Origin of the sequence: Nocardioides sp. T2.26MG-1 (genome assembly GCF_950101795.1) — a bacterium.
Classification (GTDB): Bacteria; Actinomycetota; Actinomycetes; order Propionibacteriales; family Nocardioidaceae; genus Nocardioides.
This window is the reverse complement of the sequence record NZ_CATNLZ010000023.1, coordinates 394,090-418,835: the sequence shown is the minus strand read 5'-3', so window position 1 is coordinate 418,835 and position 24,746 is coordinate 394,090. Positions and strand designations below refer to the sequence as shown.

Annotated in this window: 26 protein-coding genes and 3 tRNA genes; 12 read left to right on the top strand and 17 right to left on the bottom strand. The window is 72.7% G+C overall.

Annotated features, from left to right (window positions below):
- Window positions 1–320: 320 nt before the first annotated feature.
- Window positions 321–866 (top strand): hypothetical protein, encoded by a 546-nt coding sequence (locus tag QQZ14_RS14805; RefSeq protein ID WP_284535102.1) that lies wholly within the window; start codon window positions 321–323, stop codon window positions 864–866.
- A 39-nt stretch (window positions 867–905) separates the two neighbouring features.
- Window positions 906–1,574: a PaaI family thioesterase gene (locus QQZ14_RS14800; protein WP_284535101.1), complete on the top strand. Its 669-nt coding sequence runs from the start codon at window positions 906–908 to the stop codon at window positions 1,572–1,574.
- 2 nt (window positions 1,575–1,576) lie between these two features.
- Here QQZ14_RS14800 and QQZ14_RS14795 read toward each other — a convergent pair whose 3' ends face one another.
- Complete coding sequence (locus QQZ14_RS14795; RefSeq protein WP_284535100.1) at window positions 1,577–3,043, bottom strand: NAD(P)/FAD-dependent oxidoreductase; 1,467 nt, start codon at window positions 3,041–3,043, stop codon at window positions 1,577–1,579.
- Between the two features lie 322 nt (window positions 3,044–3,365).
- Between QQZ14_RS14795 and QQZ14_RS14790 the strand changes: the two genes are divergently transcribed.
- A complete protein-coding gene (locus QQZ14_RS14790; protein WP_284535099.1) occupies window positions 3,366–4,250 on the top strand; it encodes an ATP-binding protein in 885 nt (294 codons plus the stop codon).
- Between the two features lie 10 nt (window positions 4,251–4,260).
- Here QQZ14_RS14790 and QQZ14_RS14785 read toward each other — a convergent pair whose 3' ends face one another.
- The 3 genes from QQZ14_RS14785 to QQZ14_RS14775 form a co-directional block, all read right to left on the bottom strand.
- Entirely contained in the window at window positions 4,261–4,614 is a 354-nt protein-coding gene (locus tag QQZ14_RS14785; protein ID WP_284535098.1) for a metallopeptidase family protein, read from the bottom strand.
- Between the two features lie 83 nt (window positions 4,615–4,697).
- Window positions 4,698–4,774 (bottom strand) — tRNA-Asp (locus tag QQZ14_RS14780).
- A 104-nt stretch (window positions 4,775–4,878) separates the two neighbouring features.
- Window positions 4,879–4,951 (bottom strand) — tRNA-Glu (locus tag QQZ14_RS14775).
- Between the two features lie 141 nt (window positions 4,952–5,092).
- Between QQZ14_RS14775 and QQZ14_RS14770 the strand changes: the two genes are divergently transcribed.
- Window positions 5,093–5,166: transfer RNA gene (locus QQZ14_RS14770), tRNA-Phe, on the top strand.
- Between the two features lie 133 nt (window positions 5,167–5,299).
- Here QQZ14_RS14770 and QQZ14_RS14765 read toward each other — a convergent pair.
- Entirely contained in the window at window positions 5,300–6,142 is an 843-nt protein-coding gene (locus QQZ14_RS14765) for a sigma-70 family RNA polymerase sigma factor (protein ID WP_284535097.1), read from the bottom strand.
- Between the two features lie 139 nt (window positions 6,143–6,281).
- On the opposite strand from QQZ14_RS14765, the gene QQZ14_RS14760 reads away from it, so the two are divergent.
- Together QQZ14_RS14760 and QQZ14_RS14755 are read left to right on the top strand one after the other, a co-directional pair.
- Window positions 6,282–6,734, top strand: a complete 453-nt coding sequence (locus QQZ14_RS14760; RefSeq protein WP_284535096.1) for a carboxymuconolactone decarboxylase family protein — start codon at window positions 6,282–6,284, stop codon at window positions 6,732–6,734.
- A gap of 103 nt (window positions 6,735–6,837) precedes the next feature.
- A complete protein-coding gene (locus tag QQZ14_RS14755; RefSeq protein ID WP_284535095.1) occupies window positions 6,838–8,277 on the top strand; it encodes an EamA family transporter in 1,440 nt (479 codons plus the stop codon).
- Window positions 8,278–8,473: 196 nt separating this feature from the next.
- On the opposite strand, the gene QQZ14_RS14750 is transcribed toward QQZ14_RS14755, so the two are convergent.
- The 6 genes from QQZ14_RS14750 to QQZ14_RS14725 form a co-directional block, all read right to left on the bottom strand.
- Window positions 8,474–8,836 (bottom strand): winged helix-turn-helix transcriptional regulator, encoded by a 363-nt coding sequence (locus tag QQZ14_RS14750; protein WP_284535094.1) that lies wholly within the window; start codon window positions 8,834–8,836, stop codon window positions 8,474–8,476.
- Between the two features lie 198 nt (window positions 8,837–9,034).
- A complete protein-coding gene (locus tag QQZ14_RS14745; protein WP_284535093.1) occupies window positions 9,035–9,418 on the bottom strand; it encodes a hypothetical protein in 384 nt (127 codons plus the stop codon).
- A complete protein-coding gene (locus QQZ14_RS14740) occupies window positions 9,403–9,801 on the bottom strand; it encodes a hypothetical protein (RefSeq protein ID WP_284535092.1) in 399 nt (132 codons plus the stop codon). Before QQZ14_RS14740 ends, QQZ14_RS14745 begins: the two co-directional genes overlap by 16 nt.
- Window positions 9,802–9,904: 103 nt before the next feature.
- Window positions 9,905–10,639: an SDR family NAD(P)-dependent oxidoreductase gene (locus tag QQZ14_RS14735; protein WP_284535148.1), complete on the bottom strand. Its 735-nt coding sequence runs from the start codon at window positions 10,637–10,639 to the stop codon at window positions 9,905–9,907.
- 135 nt (window positions 10,640–10,774) lie between these two features.
- A complete protein-coding gene (locus tag QQZ14_RS14730; RefSeq protein ID WP_284535091.1) occupies window positions 10,775–11,386 on the bottom strand; it encodes a methylated-DNA--[protein]-cysteine S-methyltransferase in 612 nt (203 codons plus the stop codon).
- Window positions 11,383–11,862 carry an RNA polymerase sigma factor gene (locus tag QQZ14_RS14725; RefSeq protein WP_284535090.1) on the bottom strand — a complete coding sequence of 160 codons (480 nt, stop codon included), beginning with the start codon at window positions 11,860–11,862 and terminating at the stop codon, window positions 11,383–11,385. The genes QQZ14_RS14730 and QQZ14_RS14725 overlap by 4 nt, the downstream gene beginning before the upstream one ends.
- A 216-nt stretch (window positions 11,863–12,078) precedes the next feature.
- Between QQZ14_RS14725 and QQZ14_RS14720 the strand changes: the two genes are divergently transcribed.
- Complete coding sequence (locus QQZ14_RS14720; RefSeq protein WP_284535089.1) at window positions 12,079–13,509, top strand: MFS transporter; 1,431 nt, start codon at window positions 12,079–12,081, stop codon at window positions 13,507–13,509.
- Between the two features lie 60 nt (window positions 13,510–13,569).
- Here QQZ14_RS14720 and QQZ14_RS14715 read toward each other — a convergent pair whose 3' ends face one another.
- Window positions 13,570–14,517 (bottom strand): NADP-dependent oxidoreductase, encoded by a 948-nt coding sequence (locus QQZ14_RS14715; protein ID WP_284535088.1) that lies wholly within the window; start codon window positions 14,515–14,517, stop codon window positions 13,570–13,572.
- A 106-nt stretch (window positions 14,518–14,623) separates the two neighbouring features.
- Between QQZ14_RS14715 and QQZ14_RS14710 the strand changes: the two genes are divergently transcribed.
- Both QQZ14_RS14710 and QQZ14_RS14705 read left to right on the top strand, forming a co-directional pair.
- Complete coding sequence (locus tag QQZ14_RS14710) at window positions 14,624–15,097, top strand: MarR family winged helix-turn-helix transcriptional regulator (protein WP_284535087.1); 474 nt, start codon at window positions 14,624–14,626, stop codon at window positions 15,095–15,097.
- A 41-nt stretch (window positions 15,098–15,138) separates the two neighbouring features.
- Window positions 15,139–16,206: an NADH:flavin oxidoreductase gene (locus tag QQZ14_RS14705; RefSeq protein WP_284535086.1), complete on the top strand. Its 1,068-nt coding sequence runs from the start codon at window positions 15,139–15,141 to the stop codon at window positions 16,204–16,206.
- A 119-nt stretch (window positions 16,207–16,325) separates the two neighbouring features.
- Here QQZ14_RS14705 and QQZ14_RS14700 read toward each other — a convergent pair whose 3' ends face one another.
- Window positions 16,326–17,009, bottom strand: a complete 684-nt coding sequence (locus QQZ14_RS14700) for a TetR/AcrR family transcriptional regulator (protein ID WP_284535085.1) — start codon at window positions 17,007–17,009, stop codon at window positions 16,326–16,328.
- A gap of 256 nt (window positions 17,010–17,265) precedes the next feature.
- Between QQZ14_RS14700 and QQZ14_RS14695 the strand changes: the two genes are divergently transcribed.
- From QQZ14_RS14695 to QQZ14_RS14685, 3 genes are read left to right on the top strand one after another with little or no spacing between them, the layout of a single operon-like run.
- Window positions 17,266–18,138 (top strand): phosphatase PAP2 family protein, encoded by an 873-nt coding sequence (locus tag QQZ14_RS14695; RefSeq protein WP_284535084.1) that lies wholly within the window; start codon window positions 17,266–17,268, stop codon window positions 18,136–18,138.
- Window positions 18,135–18,815, top strand: coding sequence for a DedA family protein (locus QQZ14_RS14690; RefSeq protein ID WP_284535083.1), 681 nt, complete (start codon window positions 18,135–18,137; stop codon window positions 18,813–18,815). The genes QQZ14_RS14695 and QQZ14_RS14690 overlap by 4 nt, the downstream gene beginning before the upstream one ends.
- 49 nt (window positions 18,816–18,864) lie before the next feature.
- On the top strand, window positions 18,865–20,031 hold the full coding sequence (locus QQZ14_RS14685) for a hypothetical protein (RefSeq protein ID WP_284535082.1): 1,167 nt from the start codon (window positions 18,865–18,867) through the stop codon (window positions 20,029–20,031).
- Here the strand turns inward: QQZ14_RS14685 and cysE are convergent.
- The 4 genes from cysE to QQZ14_RS14665 all read right to left on the bottom strand — a co-directional run bounded on the left by cysE (window position 20,024) and on the right by QQZ14_RS14665 (window position 24,638).
- On the bottom strand, window positions 20,024–20,587 hold the full coding sequence (gene cysE, locus QQZ14_RS14680) for a serine O-acetyltransferase (RefSeq protein WP_284535081.1): 564 nt from the start codon (window positions 20,585–20,587) through the stop codon (window positions 20,024–20,026). The two genes, QQZ14_RS14685 and cysE, sit on opposite strands and share 8 nt — an antisense overlap.
- A complete protein-coding gene (cysK, locus tag QQZ14_RS14675) occupies window positions 20,587–21,516 on the bottom strand; it encodes a cysteine synthase A (RefSeq protein WP_284535080.1) in 930 nt (309 codons plus the stop codon). The genes cysE and cysK overlap by 1 nt, the downstream gene beginning before the upstream one ends.
- Before the next feature lie 275 nt (window positions 21,517–21,791).
- A complete protein-coding gene (locus QQZ14_RS14670) occupies window positions 21,792–22,175 on the bottom strand; it encodes a hypothetical protein (RefSeq protein ID WP_284535079.1) in 384 nt (127 codons plus the stop codon).
- Between the two features lie 174 nt (window positions 22,176–22,349).
- Entirely contained in the window at window positions 22,350–24,638 is a 2,289-nt protein-coding gene (locus QQZ14_RS14665) for a DUF6351 family protein (protein ID WP_284535078.1), read from the bottom strand.
- Window positions 24,639–24,746: the final 108 nt, after the last annotated feature.

Genomic DNA, 24,746 nt, shown 5'->3' with positions numbered 1-24,746 from the left:
GGGAGCCCCTAACCTCTCGGACTGTTGAACCGTCGGTGACCCGAGACGCCGGCGGTTCACTCTATTTCCGGACCGGGCCGGACGCCCCGGACTTCCGGTGGACCAGACCACTGGCAGCCGTCTCCATAACGCAGGATTGGCGGCTGCGTTCTCCGGGTATGGGGAGCGCGAATCGGGAGCAGACCCCCGCGTCCTCCCTCGACCTGCTCAACGGCTGGCTCACCTCCGACGATCGTGAGCCCGGCTTGGCAGTGATCGAGGATCTCACCCGGGCCGCCCTCCCAGTTCTGATGAACACGTCCCGGCAGTCGGATCCTGCCGTGACCCCGCCGTCTCCGGAGGGCGGCGAGGGCTCGGACGCACGGGGACCGACGGGCGCGGCCCTGGCCGCGCCCGTCGCCATGCCCGTCACCGCGCCCGCGCCCCCCTCGATCGACCTCAGCGTCGCCCCGGGCGGACGACGGGTCGTCGCCTTCCTGCTGTTCGCGTGCGCCGTGGTGACCGTGGCCCAGGCCGCGGTCGCGTACGCCGACCCCAGTGCGCTCACGCTCGGGCTGGCGGGCGTGCTGGTGGCGCTGACGCTCGGCTGCTGGCGGGCCTGGGCCCGGCGCACCACGTCCACCACGGTCGCGCTGACCGGGAGCCACCTCGAGATCGTCCGCCACGGCAGCCGGCACGTCTTCGACCTCGCCGACACCCGCTCGCCGGTCGACGTCCTCGGACTGCCGGGCGACCGCTCCTGGCGGGTGCTGTTCCACCGGCGCGGCCTGGCGCCGTACGTGCTCGACGCGTCGATGGTCGACCCGGCCGAGTTCCTGCGGGCGCTCCACACCCATCGGCCCGAGGTGCACTACCGGCCCCGGTGACTGGAACGTGTTCTAGGACAGTGTCTTAGGATTCGGGGCGTGCCCGGATACGTGCAGGACGACATCACCGCCGAGGAGCTCGAGCGCCAGAAGGCGCTCTACGGGCCGTTCACCCAGGCGGTGCGCGAGCTGGTCGACGCCACGATCCGCACCGAGGTCGACGACGACGAGGTCCGGGCCGTCCAGGCGGAGGTCGAGGCGCTCACCGCCCGGCTGCGGGTCCGGCAGCTCGACGGGCCGTACGGCGTGCGGTTCGGCGCGACCGGCCGCGGCCGCCCCTGGGGCAACACCGTGGTCGGGCTGCGCAACGCGGTCGCGCCGCCGCTGGTGATCGACCACGACGACACCGGGCGCGCCTGGTCGGACTTCCACCTCGGCGCGGCGTACGAAGGGCCGCCGGGGCTGGTGCACGGCGGCGTCTCCGCGCTGATCCTCGACCAGATGCTCGGCGAGGCGGCCGGCGCCGGCGGCAAGCCCGGGATGACCGGCACGCTCACGCTGCGCTACCGGCGCGGCACCCCGCTCGGCGACCTGCGCGCCGAGGCCTGGATCGACCGCAGCGAGGGCATCAAGACCTGGGCCAAGGGCCACCTGCAGGACGCCGAGGGGGTGACGGTCGAGGCCGAGGGCCTGTTCATCCTGCCCCGCTGGGCCCGCGAGGCGATCGCGAAGCAGGACCCGGCGGCGACCCCGAGCTACTTCGAGTAGGGTCAGCCGCTCTTCACGCCGCGCTCGCCGGCGTCGGTGAGCCGCGCCTCCTCGCGGGCCCGCGCCTCGAGCTCGGCACGCCGCGTGGTCTCCAGCAGCTCGCGGGCCGCGTCGTACGCCCCCGGGTCGGAGACGAGGTCGGCGGCGCCGTGCTTGAGCCGGCCGAGGGCGCTGCGGGCGAAGATCTGCTGCTCGGTGGTGGTCCGCTCGGACCGCCCGCGGCCGATGAACGAGACCGCCCAGTGGAGCAGCGCGGTGACCCGGCTCTTGAAGCCGGTGATGTAGATCAGGTGCAGGCCCAGCCACATCAGCCAGGCGATCACGCCGGTGACCCGGACCTTGCCGATCATCGCGACCGCACGGAACCGGCTGATGATCGCCATCGAGCCCTTGTCGAAGTACTTGAACGGCCCCTGCGAGGGCTTGCCCTTCAACCGCCGGTCGATCTCCTTGGCGGCGTACTTGGCGCCCTGGATCGCGACCTGCGCGACGCCGGGGAGGTTGTCGAGGGCGATCATGTCGCCCACCACGAACACCTCGGGGTGGCCGGGCAGCGTCAGGTCGGGGTTGACCGAGATCCGGCCGGCCCGGTCGAGGGGTGCGCCGGTCTGCTCCGACAGGGTGCCGCCGAGCGGATTGGCCTGCACGCCCGCGGCCCAGATCTTGGTCACCGTGTCGATCTGCTCGACCCGGCCGTCCTTGAACTTCATCTCGATGCCGCGCTCGTCGACGTCGGTCACCATCGCGCCGAGGATCACCTCGACGCCGAGCCGCTCCAGCTCGGTCTTGGTCTTGGCGCCGAGCTTGGCGCCGAACGGCGGCAGGACCTGCGGTGCCGCGTCGACGAGGATCACCCGCGCGGTGCGGGTGTTGATGTAGTGGAAGTCCTTGCGCAGCGTGCGGTGCGCCAGCTCGGCGATCTGGCCGGCCATCTCGACCCCGGTGGGGCCGGCGCCGACCACGACGAAGGTCAACAGGTGGTCGATGTCGTCGCCGCGGGACGCGCCGAGCTCGGCCATCTCGAAGGCCCCGAAGATCCGCCCGCGCAGCTCGAGGGCGTCGTCGATGCTCTTCATGCCGGGGGCGTACTCCGCGAAGTGGTCGTTGCCGAAGTAGGACTGGCCGGCGCCCGCCGCCACGATCAGGGAGTCGTACGGCGTGACCGTCGGGCGGCCCAGCACCTGCGAGGTGACCGTGCGCGCCTCGAGGTCGATGTCGGTGACCTCACCCAGCAGCACCGTGGCGTTCTTCTGGCCGCTGAGGATCTCGCGGGTCGGCGGGGCGATCTCGCCCTGGCTGAGGATGCCGGTCGCCACCTGGTAGAGCAGCGGCTGGAAGAGGTGGTGGGAGGTCTTCGCGACCATCGTCACGTCGACGTCCGCACGTCGCAGTGCCTTGGCGCCGAACAGCCCGCCGAAGCCCGAGCCGACGATCACGACCTGGTGACGGTGGGTTTCGGTTGCTGCCATCGCGGGCCCTTCCGTGCGAGATCGGTTCCTGTCCGGTCAACGCTGACCCGTACCCGCATTCTTCCGGGAGAGCCCGCTCCCGGCCAAACGGCGCTAGTACTCTCGGTCACACCAGTACCCATGGCGTCGATCCCGTTGCCTGGGCTCGTCTGGACCGCTGGATGCGCCGCGCTCGGGCGATGTTTCGTGCGGAATCCCCTCGGGTACACGAGCCGACAATGGCATCGCCGCCTGACCCCCGTCCGTACCGCCCCGTCCCGTCGTGGAGACCACCGTGCCGCTGAACAGGCCAGCCCTGTCCTTGGGCTCGGGTCCTCGTGGCGTGCAGGACGCACGCCGCTGGGTGGTCAGCACCTGCCACGACATCGGCCGCAGCGACCTGGTCGAGTGCGCCGAGCTCGCGGTCTCCGAGCTCGTCACCAACGCCCTGCTGCACGCCGAGGCCCCGCTCTCGGTGCGGGTCCGCGGCACCCGCGAGCATCCCCGGGTCGAGGTCCGGGACGGCTCACGCGAGCTGCCGCTGATGCCGACCGCCGGCGCACATGACGAGGACGAGCTGCTCCTCACCTTCGGTCGAGGGCTCAGCATCGTGGCCCGGTGCTCGGCGGCCTGGGGGGTCGAGGTCGAGGAGGACGGCAAGATCCTCTGGTTCGTGCCGCGGGCCCACTCCGGGGACGAGATGGTCGAGGGCGTGGTGACCGGCCTGGTCGCGCCGGTGACCGCACGTCAGCCCTCGCCCGACGAGCTGCGGATCGAGATCCGCGGGGTTCCGCTGCGCCCGTTCGTGGAGTTCCAGCACCACTACCGCGAGCTGCGCCGCGAGGTGCGGCTGCTGGCACTCGCCCACGAGCACGAGTACCCGCTCGCGAAGGACCTCTCGGACCTGTTCGGCTCGCTCGAGCGCGACCTGCGCGAGGGCATCGGTGCGGAGCAGATCGACACCGCACTCGAGTCCGGCGCCGCGACCGCCGACCTGCGGGTCGCGATGCCCCGGCAGACCGCCGCGACGATCGGCCGCTTCATCGAGCTGCTCGACCTCGCCGACGCGTTCTGCCGCGAGGAGCGGCTGCTGTCGCTGGCCCGCACCCCACAGCAGCAGCAGTTCCAGCGCTGGTTCCTCAGCGAGTTCGTGCGCCAGGAGGGCGGCGCGCCGCCGACGCCGTGGGACGGCGCGGTCTCCGGGCGCGCCCCCAGCACCGTCTCCTGAGGGCTGCCGGCTACGCGTAGCCCAGGTCGTGCAGGCGGTCGTCGTCGATGCCGAAGTGGTGGGCGACCTCGTGCACCACGGTGATCCGCACCTCGTCGACCAGCTGCTCCTCGGTGTCGCACATGTCGAGCAACGGACCGCGGAACACGAAGATCCGGTCGGGCAGCTCCATCATCGGGTCGCCCCAGCGCTCCGTGAGCGCGATGCCGTCGTAGAGCCCGAGCAGGTCGGGGTCGTCCTCCGGAGGCTCGTCCTCGACGAGCACCACCACGTTGCGCACCAGCGCCGCGATCTCGTCGGGGATCCCGTCGAGCGCGCGGTCCACCAGCGCGTCGAACTCCGCGGCGCCCATCTCGATCGGCATGGCGCCATTGTGGTCCAGGGGTGGTCGGACACGGGCCGGGGGAAATGGCGAACGCCCCGGATCTCTCGATCCGGGGCGTCTGCTGGCGACCCCGACGGGACTCGAACCCGCGGCCTCCGCCGTGACAGGGCGGCGCGCTAACCAACTGCGCTACGGGGCCTTGCTGGTGCTGGGATGGTGCTTTCGCCTCGTTGTCGAAGCGGTGGGAACTCTAACCTACAGACCTCGTCCGCTCCCAATCGAGGCGGGAACAGGCCGGGATCGCACCCCCAACGGGATTCGAACCCGTGCTACCGCCGTGAAAGGGCGGGGTCCTGGGCCGCTAGACGATGGGGGCCGGACACGCTCGGAAGAGCATAGGACGGCCGCCCGGCGTCGTACGAATTGTCACCCGGCGGGAAGCGCTGCCGGTCACACCCGGGGCGAGCCACCTCGGTTTCCGGGAGCCGTCACTGCTCCTGTAGGGTGTCCGTCGCTTGGGCAGGTAGCTCAGTTGGTACGAGCGTCCGCCTGAAAAGTGGAAGGTCGGCGGTTCGACCCCGCCCCTGCCCACAAGCACGCAGGTCCCGATCTGCGAAGGCGAGGCCCCCACCGGATGACCGGCGGGGGCCTCGTCGCATCTCGCTCTCCGGCCGAGTGGTGCGCTGACGGAGCAGACGCGGGACGCGGGCCGAACCCCAGGTGGTCAGCGGATCCAGGACGGCACGAGCTTGGCGAGCCGAGCCTGGTCGCTGAGGCCGTCGATCGCGGCGACCCGCCCGTCGCGGACGGTGAACGCCATGATCGTGAGCGGACGACCACCGACGGTGACGACGACGCCGGGCAGGCCGTTGACGACCGCCGGGTGTACGACGGCATCGGGGCGGGCGAAGGTGACCGCACCCGAGGCGACCTGACGGGCGCCGTGGACGACGAGGCGGTCAGTGCGCAGCACGATGTCCGGCGCCAACAGCGTGACGAGCTCCTCCAGCTCCCCCGAGCGCGCGGCGGCGAAGAATGCCTCGACGACCTCGCGGCCGGCCTGCTGCCCGGCGCCGGCCTCGACCCGGACCCGGCGACGGGCGCGGCTGGCCAGCATCCGGGTCGCGTCGGGAGTGCGTCCGAGTACGTCGCTCACGGTGGCGAACGGCACCGCGAAGAGGTCGTGGAGGACGAACGCCACCCGTTCGGCAGGCGTGAGGCCGTCGAGCACCACGTGCAGCGCCACGGCGACCGACTCGGCGAGCACGGCCTCGGTCTCCGGGCTGGTCCCGTCGGTCGGCTCTGCGAGGTCGAACTGGATCTCGAGCGCGTGCTCGCGCCGCGCCGTCCGGCCCCGCAGCAGATCGAGGCAGACCCGGGCGGTCACCGTCGTCAGCCAGGCGTCGAGATTCTCTATCTCGTGCGCGCCGTTCCTGGACAGCCGCAGCCACGTCTCCTGCACCGCGTCTTCCGCCTCGAAGTGCGTGCCCACGATCTTGAGCGCCAGGCGGTGCAGGTAGCCACGCCTGGCCTCGAAGCGCTGGGCAAGGTCGTCATCTCGGGTCACGGCGTTCTCCTGTGTCGGGCGATCACCGGTACGACGTGCGGCCGGGCCGATATGTGACGACCCGCTGTGGTTACATCTTCGGCCCCGGCCGCGTCGTACCCCTGACCGATCCACCACGACCGCCCAGGAGGCAATCGACATGACCGCCCGATCCACCGCCCCGACCTCGCCCGACACGATCACCGGCGTCCAGCACCTCTACAAGGCGATGTACGCCAGCGGCGTCGCACCGTCGACGCTCGAGCTGGTGCACATGCGGGCCAGCCAGATCAACGCGTGCAGCGCGTGCGTCGACGCCGGCATCGAGTCGGCCAACAAGGCCGGCGTGAGCGTCGAGCAGCTGCTCGCCGTCAGCGCCTGGTCCGAGTCCCCACTGTTCACCGCGGCCGACCGGGCCGCACTCGCCCTGACTGAGGCAGCAACCCGCCTCGCAGACAACCCGGGAGCGGTGACGGACGAGATCTGGGACGAGGCCGCCACGCACTTCGATGACGCTCAGCTCAACGGGATCGTCCTGATGATCGCGACCACCAACTTCTTCAACCGCATCAACACCACACTGCGGGTGCCTGCAGGCACGCGCTGGGGGTGATCACACGACGTCGATCGGGTGGAGGAGCACCGCTCTCCACCCGATCGACGCTCGCGGGCCGCCAGGAGGCAGGGGCTACCTCGATTAGTGTTAGCCTGGTGTCGTGCATCGGCCATCCCAGACGCTCGGCCTGGGCGTCGCCGCGACCCTGGGACTCGGGGCGCCGTTCTGGCTGATCGCCGTCGCACAGCAGGCCATGCCGACGGCGACGATGGCGGCGGTCCGGGTGACGTCGGCTGTCGCCGCGCTTGGGCTCGCCTCCGCCGTCCTCAGCCGGCGAAACCGGGGCGGGGCCGCAGCAGAGATCGCCGGACTCCTCCGCCGGCACCCACTCGCCGTGGCGACCGTCACCCTGGGCGCCGCGGTGCTGCCCAACCTGCTCATCGGTGCGGGAGAGCGACATGTCCCGACCGGGACGACGGCGGTCATCCTCGCCATGACGCCGGTCTGGATCGCGCTGGCGACCTCGATCCGGCCCGCCGAGCGCCTGCGCGCCCCGCAGGTGGTCGCGCTCCCGGTCGCACTGGCCGGCGTCGCCCTGATCTGTGCGACGGCGGTCCCTGCCTCCGCACTCCACTGGAGCCTGCTGCCGCTGGCCGCCTCGGGCTGCTACGCCGTCGCCGCGATCGTGGTGCGCGCACAGCTGTCCGGGGTCAGCCCGTTGGCGTTGAGCACGGCCGAGATGGGCCTGGCCAGCCTGGCCCTGCTGCCGCTCGCGGCGCTGGCCGGGGGCGACCTGCACTGGAAACCGGCGGCCTGGGCCGCGGTGGCAGCGGTCGGCGTGGGCTGCTCGGGGTTGGGCTGGCTGGCCAACACCGCCCTGATCCAGCAGGTCGGCGCGGCCCGGTCCTCGATCGTCTCCTACGCCTCGGTCATCGTCTCGGTGGCGCTCGGTGCCGCCTTCCTCGACGAGCCGATCACCGCCCGCGTCTGCGTCGGCATCCTCGTGATCGTTACGGCGGTCGCGGTCTTCCTCGCGCCGCCCGGCATCCTGACCCGAACCACCAACCACCCCTCCCGGAAGGAGCGCCTCGTGCTGGAGCTCTGCATCCTCGGATTCCTCGCCGAGGAGCCCTTGCACGCCTACGAGCTGCGCCGACGCATCACGGCGCTGACCGGGCACGTACGACCGGTCAGCGACGGAGCGCTGTCGCCGGCGACGAAGCGCCTGGAAGCGCGGGGCCTGGTGACCCGGACGACCGCGCCCGGCGACGGGGGACCTGCCCGTGTCGTGCTCCACCTCACCGACGAGGGCCGTTCCGAGCTTCTGCGTCGCCTGGTGGAGGCCGATCACGTCGACGTGTCCGACCGCAACCGCTGGTTCGCCGTGCTCGCGTTCCTCCATCACGTCCCTGAGGTCGGTCGCCAACGGGCCGTGCTGGAACGACGCCTGGCCTTCCTCGAGGATCCTGCCCGGGGGTTCTTCATCGCCGGCGGTGACCAGGACTCCCTCTTCCGCGAGGGCATGACCACCATGGCCAAGGCGACGTGGCAGGCCGAGCACGCGTGGCTGCGCCGCAGCCTGGCATCTCTCGGCGCCTGAGACTCCCGCGAAGCCACGGCTCGTCACTCGCCGCCGCCGCACGAACCTCGCGGATGCGGTCGTGGTTGCGCTCGCCGCGGTCGGCCAGCGGGAGGAGCGCGGCGTTCAGCGACCGGCCGGCGGAGGCACCGTCTCGCTGACAAGGCCCAGCGCCCGATCTCTGGTTCGACGACAGAACTGCGCCAACCCAGTCGCTCTAGGGGTTGGTCTCCCGACCGCCCCATCGGGTTGCCCAGGCATCCAGTGGAAGCAGCAGGCCGACGAGTTCGGCGCCGAGGGCAGAAAGCCGATACCCGCCCCGATCGTGCTCGATCAGCTGGGCCTGACGCAGTTCGCCGAGCCGATCGCTCAGGACGCTCGACGACATGTCCTCGCAGCGTCCCTGGATTGCTCGGAATGTCAACGGGCTGGAACCAGCGGTGTGCAGTTCCCACAGCAGCCGCAGGGTCCACCGTCGCCCGAGAAGGTCCAGCAACGCCATGACTGGGCGGCCGGTTCGCGAGCCGCGCACCGGTCGTCCGGCGCGTGGAGGGATCGTCTTGGGCGTCTCGTCACTCACGTGGGTCATCCCATCCCGAAGACCCGCTCGGCGTTGGACCTGAGGAACTGCGTGCGTGTGGGGTCAGGAAGGTCCCGAGCGCGGACGTCGTCAACGCACCGCTCCAACGGGAGCTGGGGATAGGTTTCCAGGCCAGAGGGATGGCCTCGTCGGTCCTAGGCAGCCGTGCCCAGGCGTCGATGATCCCGGCACCCTGCATCAGCGGACCGACCCCGGAAGAGGGCTGGCGGCGAGGGATTCCCCCATGGCAGCGACCGCGTGCCGGAGAGTACCCAGCGGCCGCAGCATCAGGGTCGCCTCGATCACCTTGCCGGCCGCGTCGCGCCGTTCGTCCAATATCCCTTGAAGGGTGCGTCCGTCAAAGTCGGTGTCGAAGAACGTCGTCCAGTGCGCCCCAGCCTGGACCTCGCGCGTGATCCGAAGCTCACCCAACACCCCAGCGATGAGTCCGAGAAGGTGGCTGACATCTGGACGGCCTTCATAGTCGGCTACGGGGCTGTGGAACCGGACGGCCGCCGCGAGCTCGCCCGCGATCGCGCCGACCTCGCGGCCCTGGACGGACGTGACTAGCCGGGAGGGCATGAGCGAACCCTAGCAAGATCTGCTTCGGTATTCGAGGCACGATGGATGGTGCCGCAGACCCGACCGGTTGGCGCGCTCGGGGTCGACGCAGCTCGACCCGCCGCTCGTCGAGGGCCCTCCACCGGTCGGTGCCGGATCCAGAGGGCGAGCATGGACGCGCTGGCGAGGGTGTTGAAGAGGTGGAGTGCCCAGATCGGGATCGACGGGACGGTCGTCAGATAGAGCGTTTGAGCGATGTTTCCGACGTTCGCGACGGCGAGGTTGCTGCCGCTGTACGAGGTCAGATCCCTGGTGCGCACGGCCTTGGTCAGCATGGGGAGCGTGCTGGTCACGAACAGCAGCGTCGCGATGGCGCCGGCGAGGCTGGCGAGGCCGGTCGACACGTGGGTGGCCGCCTTTCACGGTCAGAACAGCGCGTGCCAGCCGGCGGGACCATCGAGGTGGACGGCCCCGCCGACAAGACACCGCCGACGTCGGGGCGCTCGACTACCAGGCGACCGTGCCGTTGGCGTCGACGAAGGTTCCCGACGCAGCATCCTCTGGCAGCGTCGCCGCGGCGAGCACCACCTGGGCGGCCTGCGACGCGGTGAGGGGCGCCTGCTCCTTGTTCATCGGAGTCAGCTCGGTCTGCACGAATCCCGGGCAGACGGCGGTGACCTTGATGCCCGTCGGGGCGAGGGCCTTGGCGAGACCGATCGTGATGCTGTTCAAGGCTGCCTTGGAGCTCTGGTAGCCGGGCACGACCATCCCGTAGTACGGCGACGCGGGGTTCGTCTGGTCGCTGAGCGAGCCCATGGTCGTCGAGAGGTTCACGATCCGGGCGCCGGCACTTCGCTTCAGCAGCGGGAGAAAGGCCTCGGTCACCGCGACGGCGCCAACGACGTTGACCTCGAAGGTCGCGCGGACCAGTTCCGGGTTGGCGAAGTGGTGCTCGGTCGCGTCAGTGGCCTCCGGCAGCACGCCGGCGTTGTTCACCAAGATGTCGAGGTGTCCCTGGTCACGAGCGACCCGCTCCGCAGCAGCGGTGATGCTGTCCGAAGATGTCACATCCAGCTCGAGGGCCCGTACGTCGAGGCCCTCCTGCCTCAACGACGCGGCTGCCGCTTCGGCGTCTGCGAGCCTGCGGCCGGTGAGCACGACGCACGCTCCGGTCTGTGCGAGGGCGCGAGAGGTGGCGAGGCCGATACCGCGGTTGGCGCCAGTGACGAGTGCGATAGACATACGTTTCCAATCAAGGACGAGAGCCCGGGTCGGTCGACCGGGGGAGAACGCGGCGCGCTCCACCGAGCAGACGTGCGAGCCGGCCCGGATGTGAGGTCGTCGGGCAAACTCGTCAGCACGTGGGCCGACCCGAGATCAGACGGCTCCCTCGAGGGTGAGCAGGGTTCGCTTCGCATCGAGACCCCCGACGTACTCTCCGAGCGCGCCGTCCGAACGGATGACCCGGTGGCACGGCACGACGACAGGCAGCGGGTTCGTGGCGCACGCCGAGCCGACGGCGCGGACCGCGCGCGGACTGCCGGCTGCGGCGGCGACCTGGGCATAACTGCCGGTGTGCCCGTAAGCGATCTCGCCCAGGCGCGTCAGAACATCGCGACGGAATCCGGCGGCAAGACGGAGGTCGAGTGCGATGTCGAAGGCCCTGCGCGCGCGGGCGAAGTACTCCTCCAGCTGGTAGGCAGCAGGGTCCAGGCGCCGGGGCGCGAGAAGGACACGGGGGCTGATCCTGTCCGCCAGGGCCTGCAGGACGACGTCGTGATCCTCCCGCGCGTAAGCAACTCGGACCAGGCCACTCTCCGTGGCCGCAAGGAGAAGCGTGCCGACGGGCGTGTCGAGCGTACGGTAAGCGACGTCGAGGAGGCCGGCGTCGGCCGCGTCGGCGGCGAGTCTCGCCCGGAGGCGGTCGATCACGACCGACTCATCAGCCTGCAGTGACGCCAAGACCTCATCGGGGCGGTTCTCGGTCATCGGTGTGCTCGTTCCTGCTGGTAGGTGCGGCGCAGCGCCTTGATGCCATCGGCCGAGGCGCGCCGGGCCGCGGCCTCGGTGCCGCCGAGAACGGTGGCGACTTCGCGGTGTGAGAGTCCTCCGAGGTGGTGGTAGGCGACAGCGTGACGTTGCTTGTCCGGGAGCCGTTTGAGTGCGTCGTAGAGCGCGTCGTGCTCGCCTGGGCCCGGGCCTGGTTCGGTGCCGGACTCCGGAAGGACGTCGACGGGCACAGGACGACGCCGGGTCGCTCGGTGAGTGTCGATGATCTTGTGGTGGGCGATCGCGACCAGCCAGGCCTCGACGTTCGCGTCTGCCGGGAGGCTTGGGTAGGCACGCATGGCAGACACGAAGGTCTCGGCCCAAGCGTCATCGGCGTCTGCCTGAGCGAGGGCCGCGCGACAGACCCGCAGCACGGTGGCACCGTGCTCGGCGACGACGTCGTCAAATGGCTTCACGTGGTGGAAGACGCTCCGCAGGTGGTGGATGTGAGATCTGCCAGACCATCGTCCCCGCCCGATCGGTCGGATGCACGTGCCAGGTCACCTCGGCGGCCGCGGGCCTCCTCGACGCGCAACCAATGCTTGCGCATTTCCGCGACCTCGGCCTACCATGGCAATACGCAACCATCAGTTGCGTTAACCACGGAGAGGCCGACGGCCGGGAGGATCACGATGACCGAGACACACCAGCGGACCGAGCACCCGGCGCCACCGGGCACCACCACGCGGCGACGGAAGGCCGTCGTACTGCTCCTGGCCTGTACGGCGATGGGGATGGCGAACCTGGACACGGCGATCGTGAACATCGCGCTGCCGTCGATCCAGTCGGAGTTCACGGTCGGGCGGGACACGGTGCAGTGGGTCGTGGTCGCCTACAGCCTGATCCTCGGCGGCTTCCTCCTGGTCGGCGGCCGGACGACGGACCGGCTCGGCCGCCGCCGCACGTTCGTCACCGGCATCACGCTGATGGCGTCCGCGTCGCTGGTGGCGGGGATGTCCGGGTCGGCCGGGGTGCTGATCGCCGCCCGCAGCGGTCAGGGCCTGGGCGCCGCGCTGGTGATCCCCGCCGCGCTGTCGCTGCTGGCGGCGACGTTCGAGGAGGGCCCCGAGCGCGACCGGGCGATCGGCGCCTTCGGTGCCGTCGGCGGGATCGCGGGTTCGTTCGGGGTGGTCGTGGGCGGGCTCCTGACCGCCGGCCCCGGGTGGCGCTGGGCGTTCTTCATCAACGTCCCGACCGGTACGGCGCTGGTCGTCCTCGCGGCGGTCGTCCTGTCGCAGGACCGCGACCGCGACCTGGACACGCCCCTCGACCTCGGCGGCGCCACGGCGGTGACCGGCGGCCTGCTGCTCGCGGTCTACGGACTGCACCACGCCACCGGACACGGCTGGCTCACCGGCTCGACGGCGGCGCTGATGGGCGGCGCAGCAGCCCTGCTGGTCGTCTTCGCGCTCCTCGAGGCACGCGCGGACGTGCCGCTGATCCCCCGGCCGACGTGGCGCAACCGGACGGTCGTCACGGCCAACCTGGCGGCCTTCCTCGCGTTCGCCGCGCTGTTCGGCTTCATCTTCCTCGGCACGCTGCTCATGCAGCAGGTGATGGGCTACTCGCCGATCCGGACCGGCATCGCCTGGCTGGCGACGACCGCGACCGTGTTCGTCGCCGCCATGGCCGGCGGACGCCTGGCCGGCCGCGTCGGCCTGCGCCGGATGCTCGTGACCGGCCTCGTCCTGGTGGCCGTCGGGGCACTGCTGCTGACCCGGGTGGCGGCGGACACCGACTACGCGACCGGCCTCGTCCCCGCGTTCGTGCTCATCGGCGTGGGCTTCGGGCTCTGCGGGCCCGCCGTCCAGATGGCGGCCCTCACCGGAGTGCCGGCAGAGCAGACAGGGGTGGCCGCCGGACTGATCGAGACCACGCGCGAGATCGGTGGCGCCGCCGGCGTCGCCTTCGTCACGACGGCACTGGTCACCAGCGCTGGCCTGGCCGGGTTCCACGCCGGGTTCACGCTGGTCGCCGGACTCGCCGTGGCGGGCGGGCTGGTCGCGAGCGTCGGCATCCGCGCCCCGCGACCGGCCGCTCGGGAGCTCCTGGCCGCGGCCTGACCACCCTCGGATACCGAGGTGCGCCGCCCCATCCGGGGCGGCGCGCCTCCGTCGATCCCGCTAGAGCACGACCACGATCTTGCCCCGCGCCGCGCCCCGGGCCAGTGTGGCGAGGCCGTCGGCGGCGTGGTCGAGGTCGAGGACCTCGGCGACGCTGACGTGCATCGACCCATCCGCGACCTTGGCCACGATCGGCGCGGTGACCTCGCGGACCGGCCGCGCCATCACCTTGGTGCCGGTCAGACCGGCGGCGGCCAGCGACTCCTCGTCCGGCCCCATCGTGGTGAACGAGACCACGCCACCCTTCGCGACCGCGCCGAGGGGGATCTCCTCGGCGGTGTTGCCGGCCAGGTTGACGAGGGCGTCGACTCCGTCGGGGTACGCCGCGCGGACCTGGTCGACCACGGGGCCGGCCGTGTGGTCGACGACCCTGGTGGCGCCGAGCTCGCGGAGCCGCTCGACGTCGGTGGCGACGCCGGTGGCCACCACCTCGACCTGTCGGGCGGCGAGCAGCTGGACGACGTACGAGCCGACGCCACCGGAGGCGCCGTTGACCAGGACCACACTGCCGGGACCGATGCTGCCGTCGAGCGCGTCGACGGCGGCGGACGCGGCCGCGGCCGCGAGCGGGATGGCCGCGGCGGTGGCGAAGTCCAGGCCGGCCGGGAGGAGGTCGACGCCGGCGGCGGGGAGCACGGCGTACTCCGCGACCGTGCCGGCCTGGACCGGCGGCGCCAGCAGGACGTGGCCGTAGACGCGGTCGCCGGGCCGGAGGTGGTCGACGCCCGCGCCGACCGCCTCGACGACGCCGGCGGCGTCGCGACCCACGACCAGGGGGTAGGCGTGCTCGACCATCCCGGACATCGCGCCGGCGGCGAGGAGGTTGTCGATCGGGTTGAGGCCGGCCGCCCGGACCCGGATCAGGACGCTGCCCTCACCGACCTCGGGGACGGGCAGGTCGCCGACCGTCGGCCGGTCACCGGGGGTGGGGACGTGCAGTGCGCGCATCGTGCTCTCCAATTGCCAGGTCCGGCGTCGCCGGACATTTGAATGTTCATGAGTGACGATACACGCGACATATGAACATTCAAGCGCGGTCGCCTAGACTGCCCCTGTGGACGACACCTCCCCGGCCTGGCTCACCGACAGCGAGATGGCCGCCTGGCGGGCGCTGATGCAGACCTTCGCCCGGCTGCCGGTCGCGCTCGACCAGCAGCTGCAGCGCGACGCGGACCTGAGCTTCCTCGAGTACTACGTGCTCGCCAGCCTCTCGGAGGCGCCGGACGGGGTGCTCGGCATGTCGAGCCTGGCCATCCTCACCAGCTCGGAGCAGTCCCGGCTCTCGCACCTGATGAAGCGGATGGAGGCCAAGGGTCTCGCCCGGCGGGAGAGGGACCCGGCCAACGGTCGCCAGACGAACGCGCACATCACCGACCGGGGCTGGGAGCGGATCCGACAGGCCGCGCCCGGCCACGTCGCCGCGGTCAGGAGCCTGGTCTTCGACCCCCTCTCGGCGACCGACGTGCAGGCGCTGGCCCGCATCTGCCGGCACGTCCTCGACCAGCTGGGACCCTACCGGGCGGGGTGACCGGTGGCCGGCCGGGTTGGGCGAGGCAGGAGGATGGGTCGGTGACCTCGATCTCCGACCCACTGTCGCTGACCCACGGCCCCGTCTGGCGCAACCGGCTCGCGCTCGCGCCGCTCACCAACACCCAGAGCAACCCCGATGGCACCCTCTCCGAGGACGAGACCCGCTGGCTCGAGGCGCGGGGCGAGGGCGGGTTCGGCCTGGTGATGACGGCGGCGGCGTACGTCGCCCCCGCGGGCCAGGCGTGGGCCGGCCAGCTGGGCATCGCCGCGGACGCGCACCTGCCGGGCCTGACCCGGCTGGCCGAGCGGCTCCGCACCACCGGCACTGCCTCCTCGGTGCAGCTGCACCACGGCGGCCGCCGCGCCGACCCGGCGCTGAGCGGACGGCCCAACCAGTGCCCGTGGGACGACCCGGAGAAGAACGCGGTCGCGATGACCGCCGGCGAGGTCGAGGAGCTGGTCGCCGACTTCGTGGCCGCCGCCGGTCGGGCGGAGCGGGCCGGCTTCGACGGCGTCGAGGTGCACGGGGCGCACGGCTACCTGCTCGGCCAGTTCCTCGACGGCCGCAACCAGCGCACCGACGGGTACGGCGGCTCCCTCGACCACCGGCTCCGCGTGGTCACCGAGGTCCTCGAGGGCATCCGCGCGACCACCGGGCCGGACTTCCAGCTCGGGCTGCGCCTGACCCCGGAGGGCAATGGCATCACGCTGGAGGAGGGCCGCGAGACCGCCCGGCAGGTGCTCGCCTCGGGGCTGCTCGACTACCTCGACATGTCGCTGTGGGACGTCTTCATGCGGCCGCGCGGCGGCGCCGACGGGCTGCTCATCGAGCACTTCACCGACCTGCCCCGCGGCGACACCCGGCTCGGGGTCGCCGGCCGGGTGCTGTCGGCCGCCGACGCCCGGTGGTGCCTGGACCAGGGCGCCGACATCGTCACGGTCGGGATCGGCGCGATCCTGCACCACGACTTCGCGGCCCGAGCGGTCGCGGACGGGGAGTTCCAGGCACGGCCCGGGCCGCTGACCCGCGAGCAGCTGCGCGCCGAGGCGGTCGGCCCGGCCTTCATCGACTATCTCGCCGCCGGCTGGGACCACGTGGTCGCCTGACCCCACCCCGACGTTGATTCGGGACTTCTGACGGTCGAGTCGGGGGTTCTGACCGTCGAGTCGGGGTTTTGACGGCCGGTTCTCCGGACTCAACGGTCACAAGTCACGACTCAACGTGGTCAGAGGCGGCGGGCGATCTCCTCGATCATCGAGAAGGTGGGCGCCGGGCCGGGCAGCTCGTCCTGGCCGGACCGGGTCCGGATCGAGTCGAGGAACAGCGCGAGGTAGCGGCGCCAGACCTCGCTGCCCTCCACGCTCATCCGGCTGAGCACGTGCAGGGTGACGGCGAGGTCGCCGTACGCGAGGTCGGAGCGCACCACGCCGGCGTCCTGCGCGCGGCGTACGACGTCGTCGACCGCGGCGCCGATCTGCTCGCGCAGGTCGCCGAGGCTGTCGGTGTCGACGCCGCCGCTCGCGAGCACCTGGGTCAGGCCGCGGTCGCACTGCTGCTCGCTGATGCAGCTCTCGCAGAACCAGACCAGGGCCTGCCACGGGTCGGGGATCTCGAGCGCCGTGGCCGCGGTCTGCTTGACCCGCAGCAGCTTCTCGGCGAACAGCGCCTCGACGAGCGCCTCGCGACACGGGAACCGGCGGTAGACGGTGCCGACGCCCACGCCCGCGCGGCGCGCGATCTCGTCGAACCCGACCTCCACGCCGCGGGCGGCGAAGAGGCTCTTCGCGGCCTCGAGCACCAGCTGACGGGAGCGCTGAGCGTCCTTGCGCAGGCGCGGCTCGCCGGTCGTCTGGACCGCCCCCTGGCCCGCCGCCTGGCCCGCCGTCTGGGTCGTCGCCGGATCGCTCATGGCACCACCCTACTCAACCGGAGGGTGTTCTCCGTATTCGCGATCTTGTGGCAAACTCGCCCGAGAAAAAAGTGGAAAGGCTTCTCCGGATCGAGTACGGTTCAAACGGAGACAATCTCCACTTGTAGCGAGACCGATGACCTGGCGGTCGGTTTCGGGTCAACCCCGGGGAGACCCGGGCCATTCCCGGACCGCACCCAGCGGACCACCAGCCGACCCCCAGTCGACCACCAGAGGAGAGGAGCACGGTGTGAGCGTGGACCAGACTGCGACCCGTGCCGTGACCACGCCGCGCCCGCGCCCGCGCCCCTCCGCGCCCTGGCCGACCGCACCGGGACCAGGTGTCGTGATCGTCGACGCGGCGGACGACTCCACCCCGGTCCGGCCGCGCCGGGTCACCTGGGCGGCGGTCCGCGCCGCGGCCGCCGAGCTCGGGCTGATCGCGGCCGTCTACCTCGCCTACCGGGCCGGCCGCATGCTGACCGCGGGCTCCGTGGCGGTCGCACACCAGCACTCGCTGCTCGTCCGGCAGGTCGAGCGGGCCATGCACCTGCCCTCCGAGGCCGCGATCCAGCACGCGGTCGGCGGCGCCCGGCTGTTCGAGGCCGCCAACGTCTACTACGTCAGCGTCCACTTCCCGCTCACGATCGCGTTCCTGGTCTGGGGCTTCGTCGCCCGGCCCCGCGCCGAGTACCGCTGGGCGCGCAACCTGCTGGTCGTGCAGACCCTCACCGCGGTCGCGGTGCACATCGCGTTCCCCCTGGCCCCGCCGCGGATGTTCCCGCAGTGGGGCTTCCTCGACACGATGAGCCGCTACGGGCCCTCGGCGTACGACGGCGCCAGCGCCACCGTCGCCAACCAGTACGCCGCGATGCCGAGCCTGCACGTGGGCTGGGCGGTCCTGATCGCGTTCGTCGTGATCCGCACCGGCCCGCGCTGGCTGGGCTGGCTGACCGCCGCCCACGCGCTGGCCACGTTCACGGTGGTGACCGTGACCGCCAACCACTGGTTCCTCGACACCGTGGTGGCGGTCGGGTTCCTCGGGCTCGCGCTCGTGGTGTTCCCCGAGCCCGGCCGGACCCGCCTGCCGCGCCCGTGGCGTCGGCGCAGCGCGGCGAGCGCCGCATGATCCTCGACCTGGGCCAGACGCTGGCCTCCGTCACGGGCAGCGTCACCGGCGGCGACGGCTGGACCGGGATCCTGCTCGGCGGTGTCGCGGCGTTCGCCGAGGCCGTCCTGGGCGTCGGTCTGGTGCTGCCCGGCGAGGCCGCGGTCAGCTCGATCGCCGCCACCACCCCGAGCGGCCACCTGCCGTGGCTGGTGCTGCTCGTGACCCTGGGCGCGGTCGGCGGGGACCACCTCAACTACGGCCTCGGCCGGCTGCTGGGCGCCCGGCTGCCGCAGTCGCGGATCGTACGCCGGATCGGCGTCCGGCACTGGGACCGCGGGGCGGAGCTGCTCCGCACCCGCGGCGCGCTCGCCCTGGTCGTCAGCCGGCTGCTGCCCGTCGTGCGCACGCTGATGCCGGCCGTCGCCGGCGTCGCCCGCCTGCGCTACCGCACCTTCCTGGCCGCCTCCATCGTCGGCTCGACCCTCTGGAGCCTGCTCTGGATCGCGGCCGGGTCCCTGGTCACGGCCCTGCTGCGCACCGAGCTCCCCGGCGCCCTGGTGCTGGTCGCCGCCGCGATCACCGTGGTCGGCCTCCGGGTGCGGTCCCGTCGCCGGGCCCGCCGCCGCCCCGTCGTACTGCCGGAGGCCGAGGCCGCGGACCCGGTCGTCGTGGGCCCCGCAACACGCGCCGCTTGACCCGTCGACCCGTTGACCTGGCCCGGGTCGACTCGTGATCGTGGCGGCCATGCGGTTCACCTCCGGCGCGGGCGTCGTCGTGCTGCTGGCCGCGGTCACCGCGGCCTGCACGTCGACCGGCTCCCCGGAGCCACCCCCGCGGGTGGCCTGGTCGGCGGTCCGGCTGCCCGCCGGGTTCGCACCGTCGCTGCTCGCGCCGGGGCCGGCCGGCCAGGGCGACCCCGGCGAGACCGGCGACACCGTGCTGGTCGCCGAGGACGGCTCGAGCCGGCACCCACCCCGGCTGCTCGAGCTCGACGGCGACGCGACGGCGGCGGTGCCCGTGGTCGCCGCCAGCTTCTACGGCCGTCGCACGGTCTGGGGCGGGATCGCCACCGCCGGCCGCCGGGTCTACGCGTTCGGCGGCCGCTCGGGCGGGGCCCACGGCAACGTCCGCTGGACGGCGTGGTCCGGCACGCTCGGGCCGTCGGGGCGACTGGCGGAGGACGTCCAGGACTTCGAGACGTTCGGAGGGCCGGCGGCCGGCGGGCTCGCGCAGATCGTCGCGCCCGCGGCCGGGCCGCCCCTCCTGGTCGGCTCGCGGGTCAGCGACACCGGAGCCGGGCTGGACATCGCCGTGTGGGCGTTCGACGACGGGCGCTGGGTCCGCCGCCCGTCGGCCGGCACCCCGCTGGCGGCCGACGACGAGCAGCAGCCGTCCGCGTCCGCGATCACCCGCCGAGGCGACGGGCTGCTGATCGCGGGCTCGATCACGTCGTTCGGTGACGGGGTGCACACCCGGCCGGCCATCTGGTCCTCCCCCGGCTCCGGAGGCCCCTGGACGAGGACCGTGCTGCCCGCGCCGGACGACGAGGTAGCGGAGGCGGAGGCCGCGGCGTGCGACCCGGACGGCCGGTGCCTCGTGGCCGGGTACGCCGGCGAGCGGCTCGCCGCGTGGACGGTCTCCGCCGCGGGGGCGGTGGCCGCGATCGACCTGCCCGACGTACCCGCCGGGCCGGCCGCGGTCGAGATCGGCGCCTACGCCCGAGCAGGCCTGGCGGCGGTCACGGTCGCCGACCCGGACGGCGGCAGCCAGGTGCTGGTGGACAGCGGCAGCGGCTGGCGCGAGCTCGAGGTCCCGTCGGGCACCGTCACCGGCTTCGCGGTCACCGAGCGGGCCCTGTGGCTGGTGACCGCGGCACCCGCCGGTGCGCGTCTGTGGACCGCGCTCAGATGAGCAGCGCCGGGTCGATCGCCCACTCGGCGAGCGTCTCGGCCTCGCGGGCGGGGATGCCGACCACGGTGGCGGCGGGCGGCACGTCCTTGACCACGACGGAGTTGGCGCCGACGCGGGCCCCGGCGCCGATCGAGACCGGCCCGAGCACGCGGGCGCCCGTGCCCAGGATCACGCCGTCCCCCACGAGCGGGTGCCGCCGGCCCGGCACCGCGGAGCGGCTGCCGAGGGTGACCCCGTGGTAGATCAGCACGTCGTCGCCGACGACCGCGGTCTCCCCGATCACCACCCCCATGCCGTGGTCGATGAACACCCGCCGGCCGATCGTGGCGCCGGGGTGGATCTCGATCCCGGTCACCATCCGGCCGACGTGCGACATCACCCGCGCGACGAGCTTGCCGCGCGGGCGCTGCCAGAGCCGGTGCGCGAACCGGTGCAGCCACACCGCGTGCAGGCCCGGGTAGGCCAGCACGAGCTCGGGGGTGGACCGGGCCGCCGGATCGCCGTCACGGGCCGCCTGGAGGTCCTCGCGGATGCGCCCCCAGATGTGTCCGGCCATCAGTCCACCAGGCCTTCGAACAGGGGCGTGGACAGGTAGCGCTCGCCGAACGACGGCACGATCACCACGATCGTCCGGCCGGCGTTGTCGGGCCGCTGGGCGACCTCGACGGCGGCCTTGATCGCGGCACCCGACGAGATCCCGACGAGCAGGCCCTCCTCGGTGGCCGCGCGGCGAGCCCACGTGATGGCGTCCGGGGCGGTGACGTCGAGGACCTCGTCGTACACGGTGGTGTCGAGGATCTCGGGCACGAAGTTGGCGCCGATGCCCTGGATGCCGTGCGGGCCCGGCTGCCCGCCGTTGAGGATCGGCGACTCGGCGGGCTCGACGCCGATGATCTGGACGCCGGGCTTGCGGGCCTTGAGGACCTGGCCGATCCCGGTGATCGTGCCGCCCGTGCCGATGCCGGCGACGACGATGTCGACCTCGCCGTCGGTGTCGGTCCAGATCTCCTCGGCGGTGGTCCGGCGGTGCACCTCCGGGTTGGCGGCGTTGGCGAACTGCCGCGCCGCCACGGCGCCGGACTCCGACGCGATCTCGTCGGCGCGGCGGACGGCGCCGTTCATGCCCTCGCTGCCCGGGGTCAGCACCAGCTCGGCGCCGAAGGCGCGCAGCAGCGCACGCCGCTCGCGCGACATGGTCTCGGGCATGGTGAGCACCACGCGGTAGCCGCGGGCCGCCCCGACCATCGCCAGCGCGATGCCGGTGTTGCCGGACGTGGCCTCGACGATCGTGCCGCCGGGCGCCAGCTGGCCGGAGGCCTCGGCGGCGTCGATCATCGCGACGCCGATGCGGTCCTTGACGGAGTTGGCGGGGTTGTAGAACTCGAGCTTGGCGAGCACGGTGGCGCCGGCGTCGCCGACCACCCGGTTGAGGCGGACGAGCGGGGTGTTGCCGACAAGCTGGGTGACGTCGTCGTAGACGCGCATGGGAGGTCCTTCACTGCGAAGAGGGGTGACGGTCTGGGCGAGGTGCGCGCACGTCAGCCGCGCCGGGTGGCACGGCGGAGGAGCGGGCGATCAGCGCAGGCGACAGAGAGCCGACCGGACGAGGCAGTGGTCCACGGCCCGGCGGCGGATCAACGGCACCGAGGGCAGGCAGGCGCACGTCGCCTCGTGCTGCGCTCGGGGGGTCATGGTCCCAGGCTACCGGGCCGGCGTCTGGACCGCGCAGGGTCGATGGTCCCGCGAGACCCTCATCCGGTTCAGGCGGTGCGCTCGCGCGGCACCTCGAGCCGCGGGATGCCGCCCAGACCGAGCCGGTAGCGCACGTGGTTGGCGTACTCCTCCAGGGTGCGCCAGAGGGTCTGGTGCGCCGCCCAGGGCAGCGGGTCGGCGCCGTGCCGCCAGGTCTCTCCGAACGCGACCCACACCGGCGTCCAGGTCGCGGCGTCGTCCCACGCGCCGCGGCGGGCGGTCAGCATCCGGCGACGCAGCTGGAACGCGGCCCGCGGGCCGTCGACGTAGACCGGCGAGGTCGCGACCGGCCAGACCCACAGGTCCAGCGACATCAGGTGCACCTCGAGCTCGCGCAGCACCGCCGGGTCGACCAGGACGGTCGCCACGTTCTCGTGGGGGGCGCGCCTCATGGCGGCACGCTGCCCGGTCCGCGGCCCGAGGTCAAGGCTCCGGCCGCCGGGAGTAGGGCGTGCTGGAGGGCCCGCAGCCCGCGCGCCCACCGCAACCACACCGTCGGAGCATCCACCCGAGGAGCGATCCCGCGGCCGGCGTGGCGGGGCGGAGCCCCGACACGCCAGCCGCGGCTACTTGCGCAGCATCTCCGCCCACACCGGGGCGACGGTGCCGACGGCGGAGTGGGCGGGGATGGGCGGCAGGTTGCGGCCGCCGTACGCCGGGTCGCCGTCGGCTGCGTCGTAGCGCAGCCAGGTCTGCGCCGGGCCCTGGCCGACACCCGGCTGGGACCAGTCACACACGCCGCGCGGGAAGGTCGCCTCGAGGGTGGCCCACTGGTCGTCGGTGAAGGGCACCAGCATGAAGTCGAAGTCCGCGCGGTCGAGCGGGGTGAGCCGGCAGGCCACGACGTCGTTGGCGAGCGGGCCGCCGGCCTCCTGACGTGGCGTCGAGAGCCGCGTCTGGAGCGTCTGCAGCTCCTCGACGTCGCACGCGTCGGCCAGCTCGGCGACCACGCAGCGGTCGGTGACGTCGGCGGGCCGGTCCTCGGCGACCTTCTGCGCGAGGGGCTCGGAGCCGCGGTCCCGCTCGATCGCGGCGAGCCAGCGGTCCATGGCGACCAGCGCCTCGTTGGCCCAGGTGACGTCCCCGATCAGCGGGGTCGGCCCGAACCACATCACCCGGTTGTCGGTGTTGCCCTGGTCGGCGAGCAGCCGCTCCTGGGTCCAGAACGCGTGGGCGTAGTCGTGCGCGATGCCCGGGTCGGGCCCGCCGTGGTTGATCATCGCGACCTCGTCGAGGTGGTTGGCCTCGTTGATCAGCCCGGTGCGGTAGGCGCGGGCGATGGACGCGGGGTCGCCCGTGATGCGGCCGGCGGTGGGCTGGGAGTCGACGTCGAGCCCGCCGAGCTGGGCGTTGAGGTCGACAAACTGGGCGGCGGTGATCGCGCCGGAGCGCAGCTCGGCCAGCCCGTAGAGCACGCCGTCGTTGGAGAACGGGATGCCGCCGAAGCCGTGGCCCACCGCCTTCTCCTGCGGCGACCACACCGAGGCCGGGCGCCGACCGAGCAGGTTGACCAGCAGGTCGAGCACCGAGCAGCGGACGCCGCCGGGGTTGGTCTCGGAGTCGTAGCGGGTGGCGGGGTCGCCGGCGACCGGGTCGGTGGTGCCGGGGCAGGCGTGCTCCGGATCGAGGGCCGCCTTGAACAGGCCCTCGTCGGCCACCACCGCGTTGAGGTGGGACAGGTGCCCCTCGACCTGCGCCATCTGCACCGGCGTCCACACCACACCCGGGGCCCACCGCGACGGGTCCTCGAAGTAGAGCCGCAGCAGGTGGTAGTCGGCGAACTGGGCTCCCGCGGTGAACACGTCGGGGTAGGAGCAGGTGGTGACCAGGCCCTGGTAGATGCCGGGGTAGGCGTTGGCGACGGTGTGCTGGGCGATCGAGCCGCCCGAGCAGCCGGTGCCGATCGTGTACCGCAGCTCGCCGTACCGCTCGACGAGCCGCTCCTTGGCCATCAGCACCGACTCGGCGTTCATCGCGACGCTGCAGTTGTGGCCGGTGTTGTCGAGCGCCGTGGACAGCACCGCGAAGCCGAGCCCCAGGGCGGTGACGTAGCTCGGCGTCACCAGCGGCGCCCCGTCGAACGTGCCGGAGTAGTCGGCCAGCGGCGGCGAGCCGGGGGTGTACGACGCGCCGCAGCCGCCGCCGTGGGTGACCAGCAGCTTGTGGTTCCACTGCCGCTGCGGCGACCAGGCCCGCCACGGCTTGCCGGGCCGGAACAGCGTGAGGATCGTGTAGCGGTCGCGATCCTGGTAGCCCTGCTCGCGCCGGACCACGAACGGCACCTCGACCCCCTCGTCGGTGGTCGTGGTCGCGACGTCGGACGGCGGGTCCGCCGGGTCGTAGGGCTGGAGGTCGGGCGTCAGCGGATCGGTGGACCTGTAGAGGAAGTCGTACGTCGCGGGCTCGTTGCAGTCCGCGTCACGCGCGGACTCCTGGCAGCGGTAGTGCGCGGTCTGCGGACCCGAGAACAGCGGCCCCCCGTTGGGGTGGTCGACGATCACCACCCGGCCGGGGCGCGCGCCGGGCGCGGTGGCGCGCAGCACGTTGCGGCCCACCTGGAGCCCGCGGACCAGGCCGAGGAGGCGCCCGTCGTCGCGGACGGCGAAGCGGCGGGTGACGTCGCGGCCCTCGAGCGTCACCCGGACCTGGCGGGGCCGCACGCCGCGTGGGATGCGGACGGCGACCAGGGCGTCGCCGGCGGAGACCAGGTCGGCCCGGTTGGAGAGCACCTCGACGACCAGCCGCGCCCGGGTGGCGGCCGGTGCGCCGACCGCCGCCGGCGGGGAGGCCAGCGGGGTCGCCAGGAGCAGCGGCGCCACCAGGGCGAGCAGGACCAGGAGGAGTCGCGAGCGCATGTCCGGTCAACGACCACGGATCGCGACCGTCACGTCCCAGCCTCCCGGGGACCAAGGTCCCCGTCCGCAGGGTGCAGTAGTCCGTGTCGGCGCCGCTCGCCGGCCTGT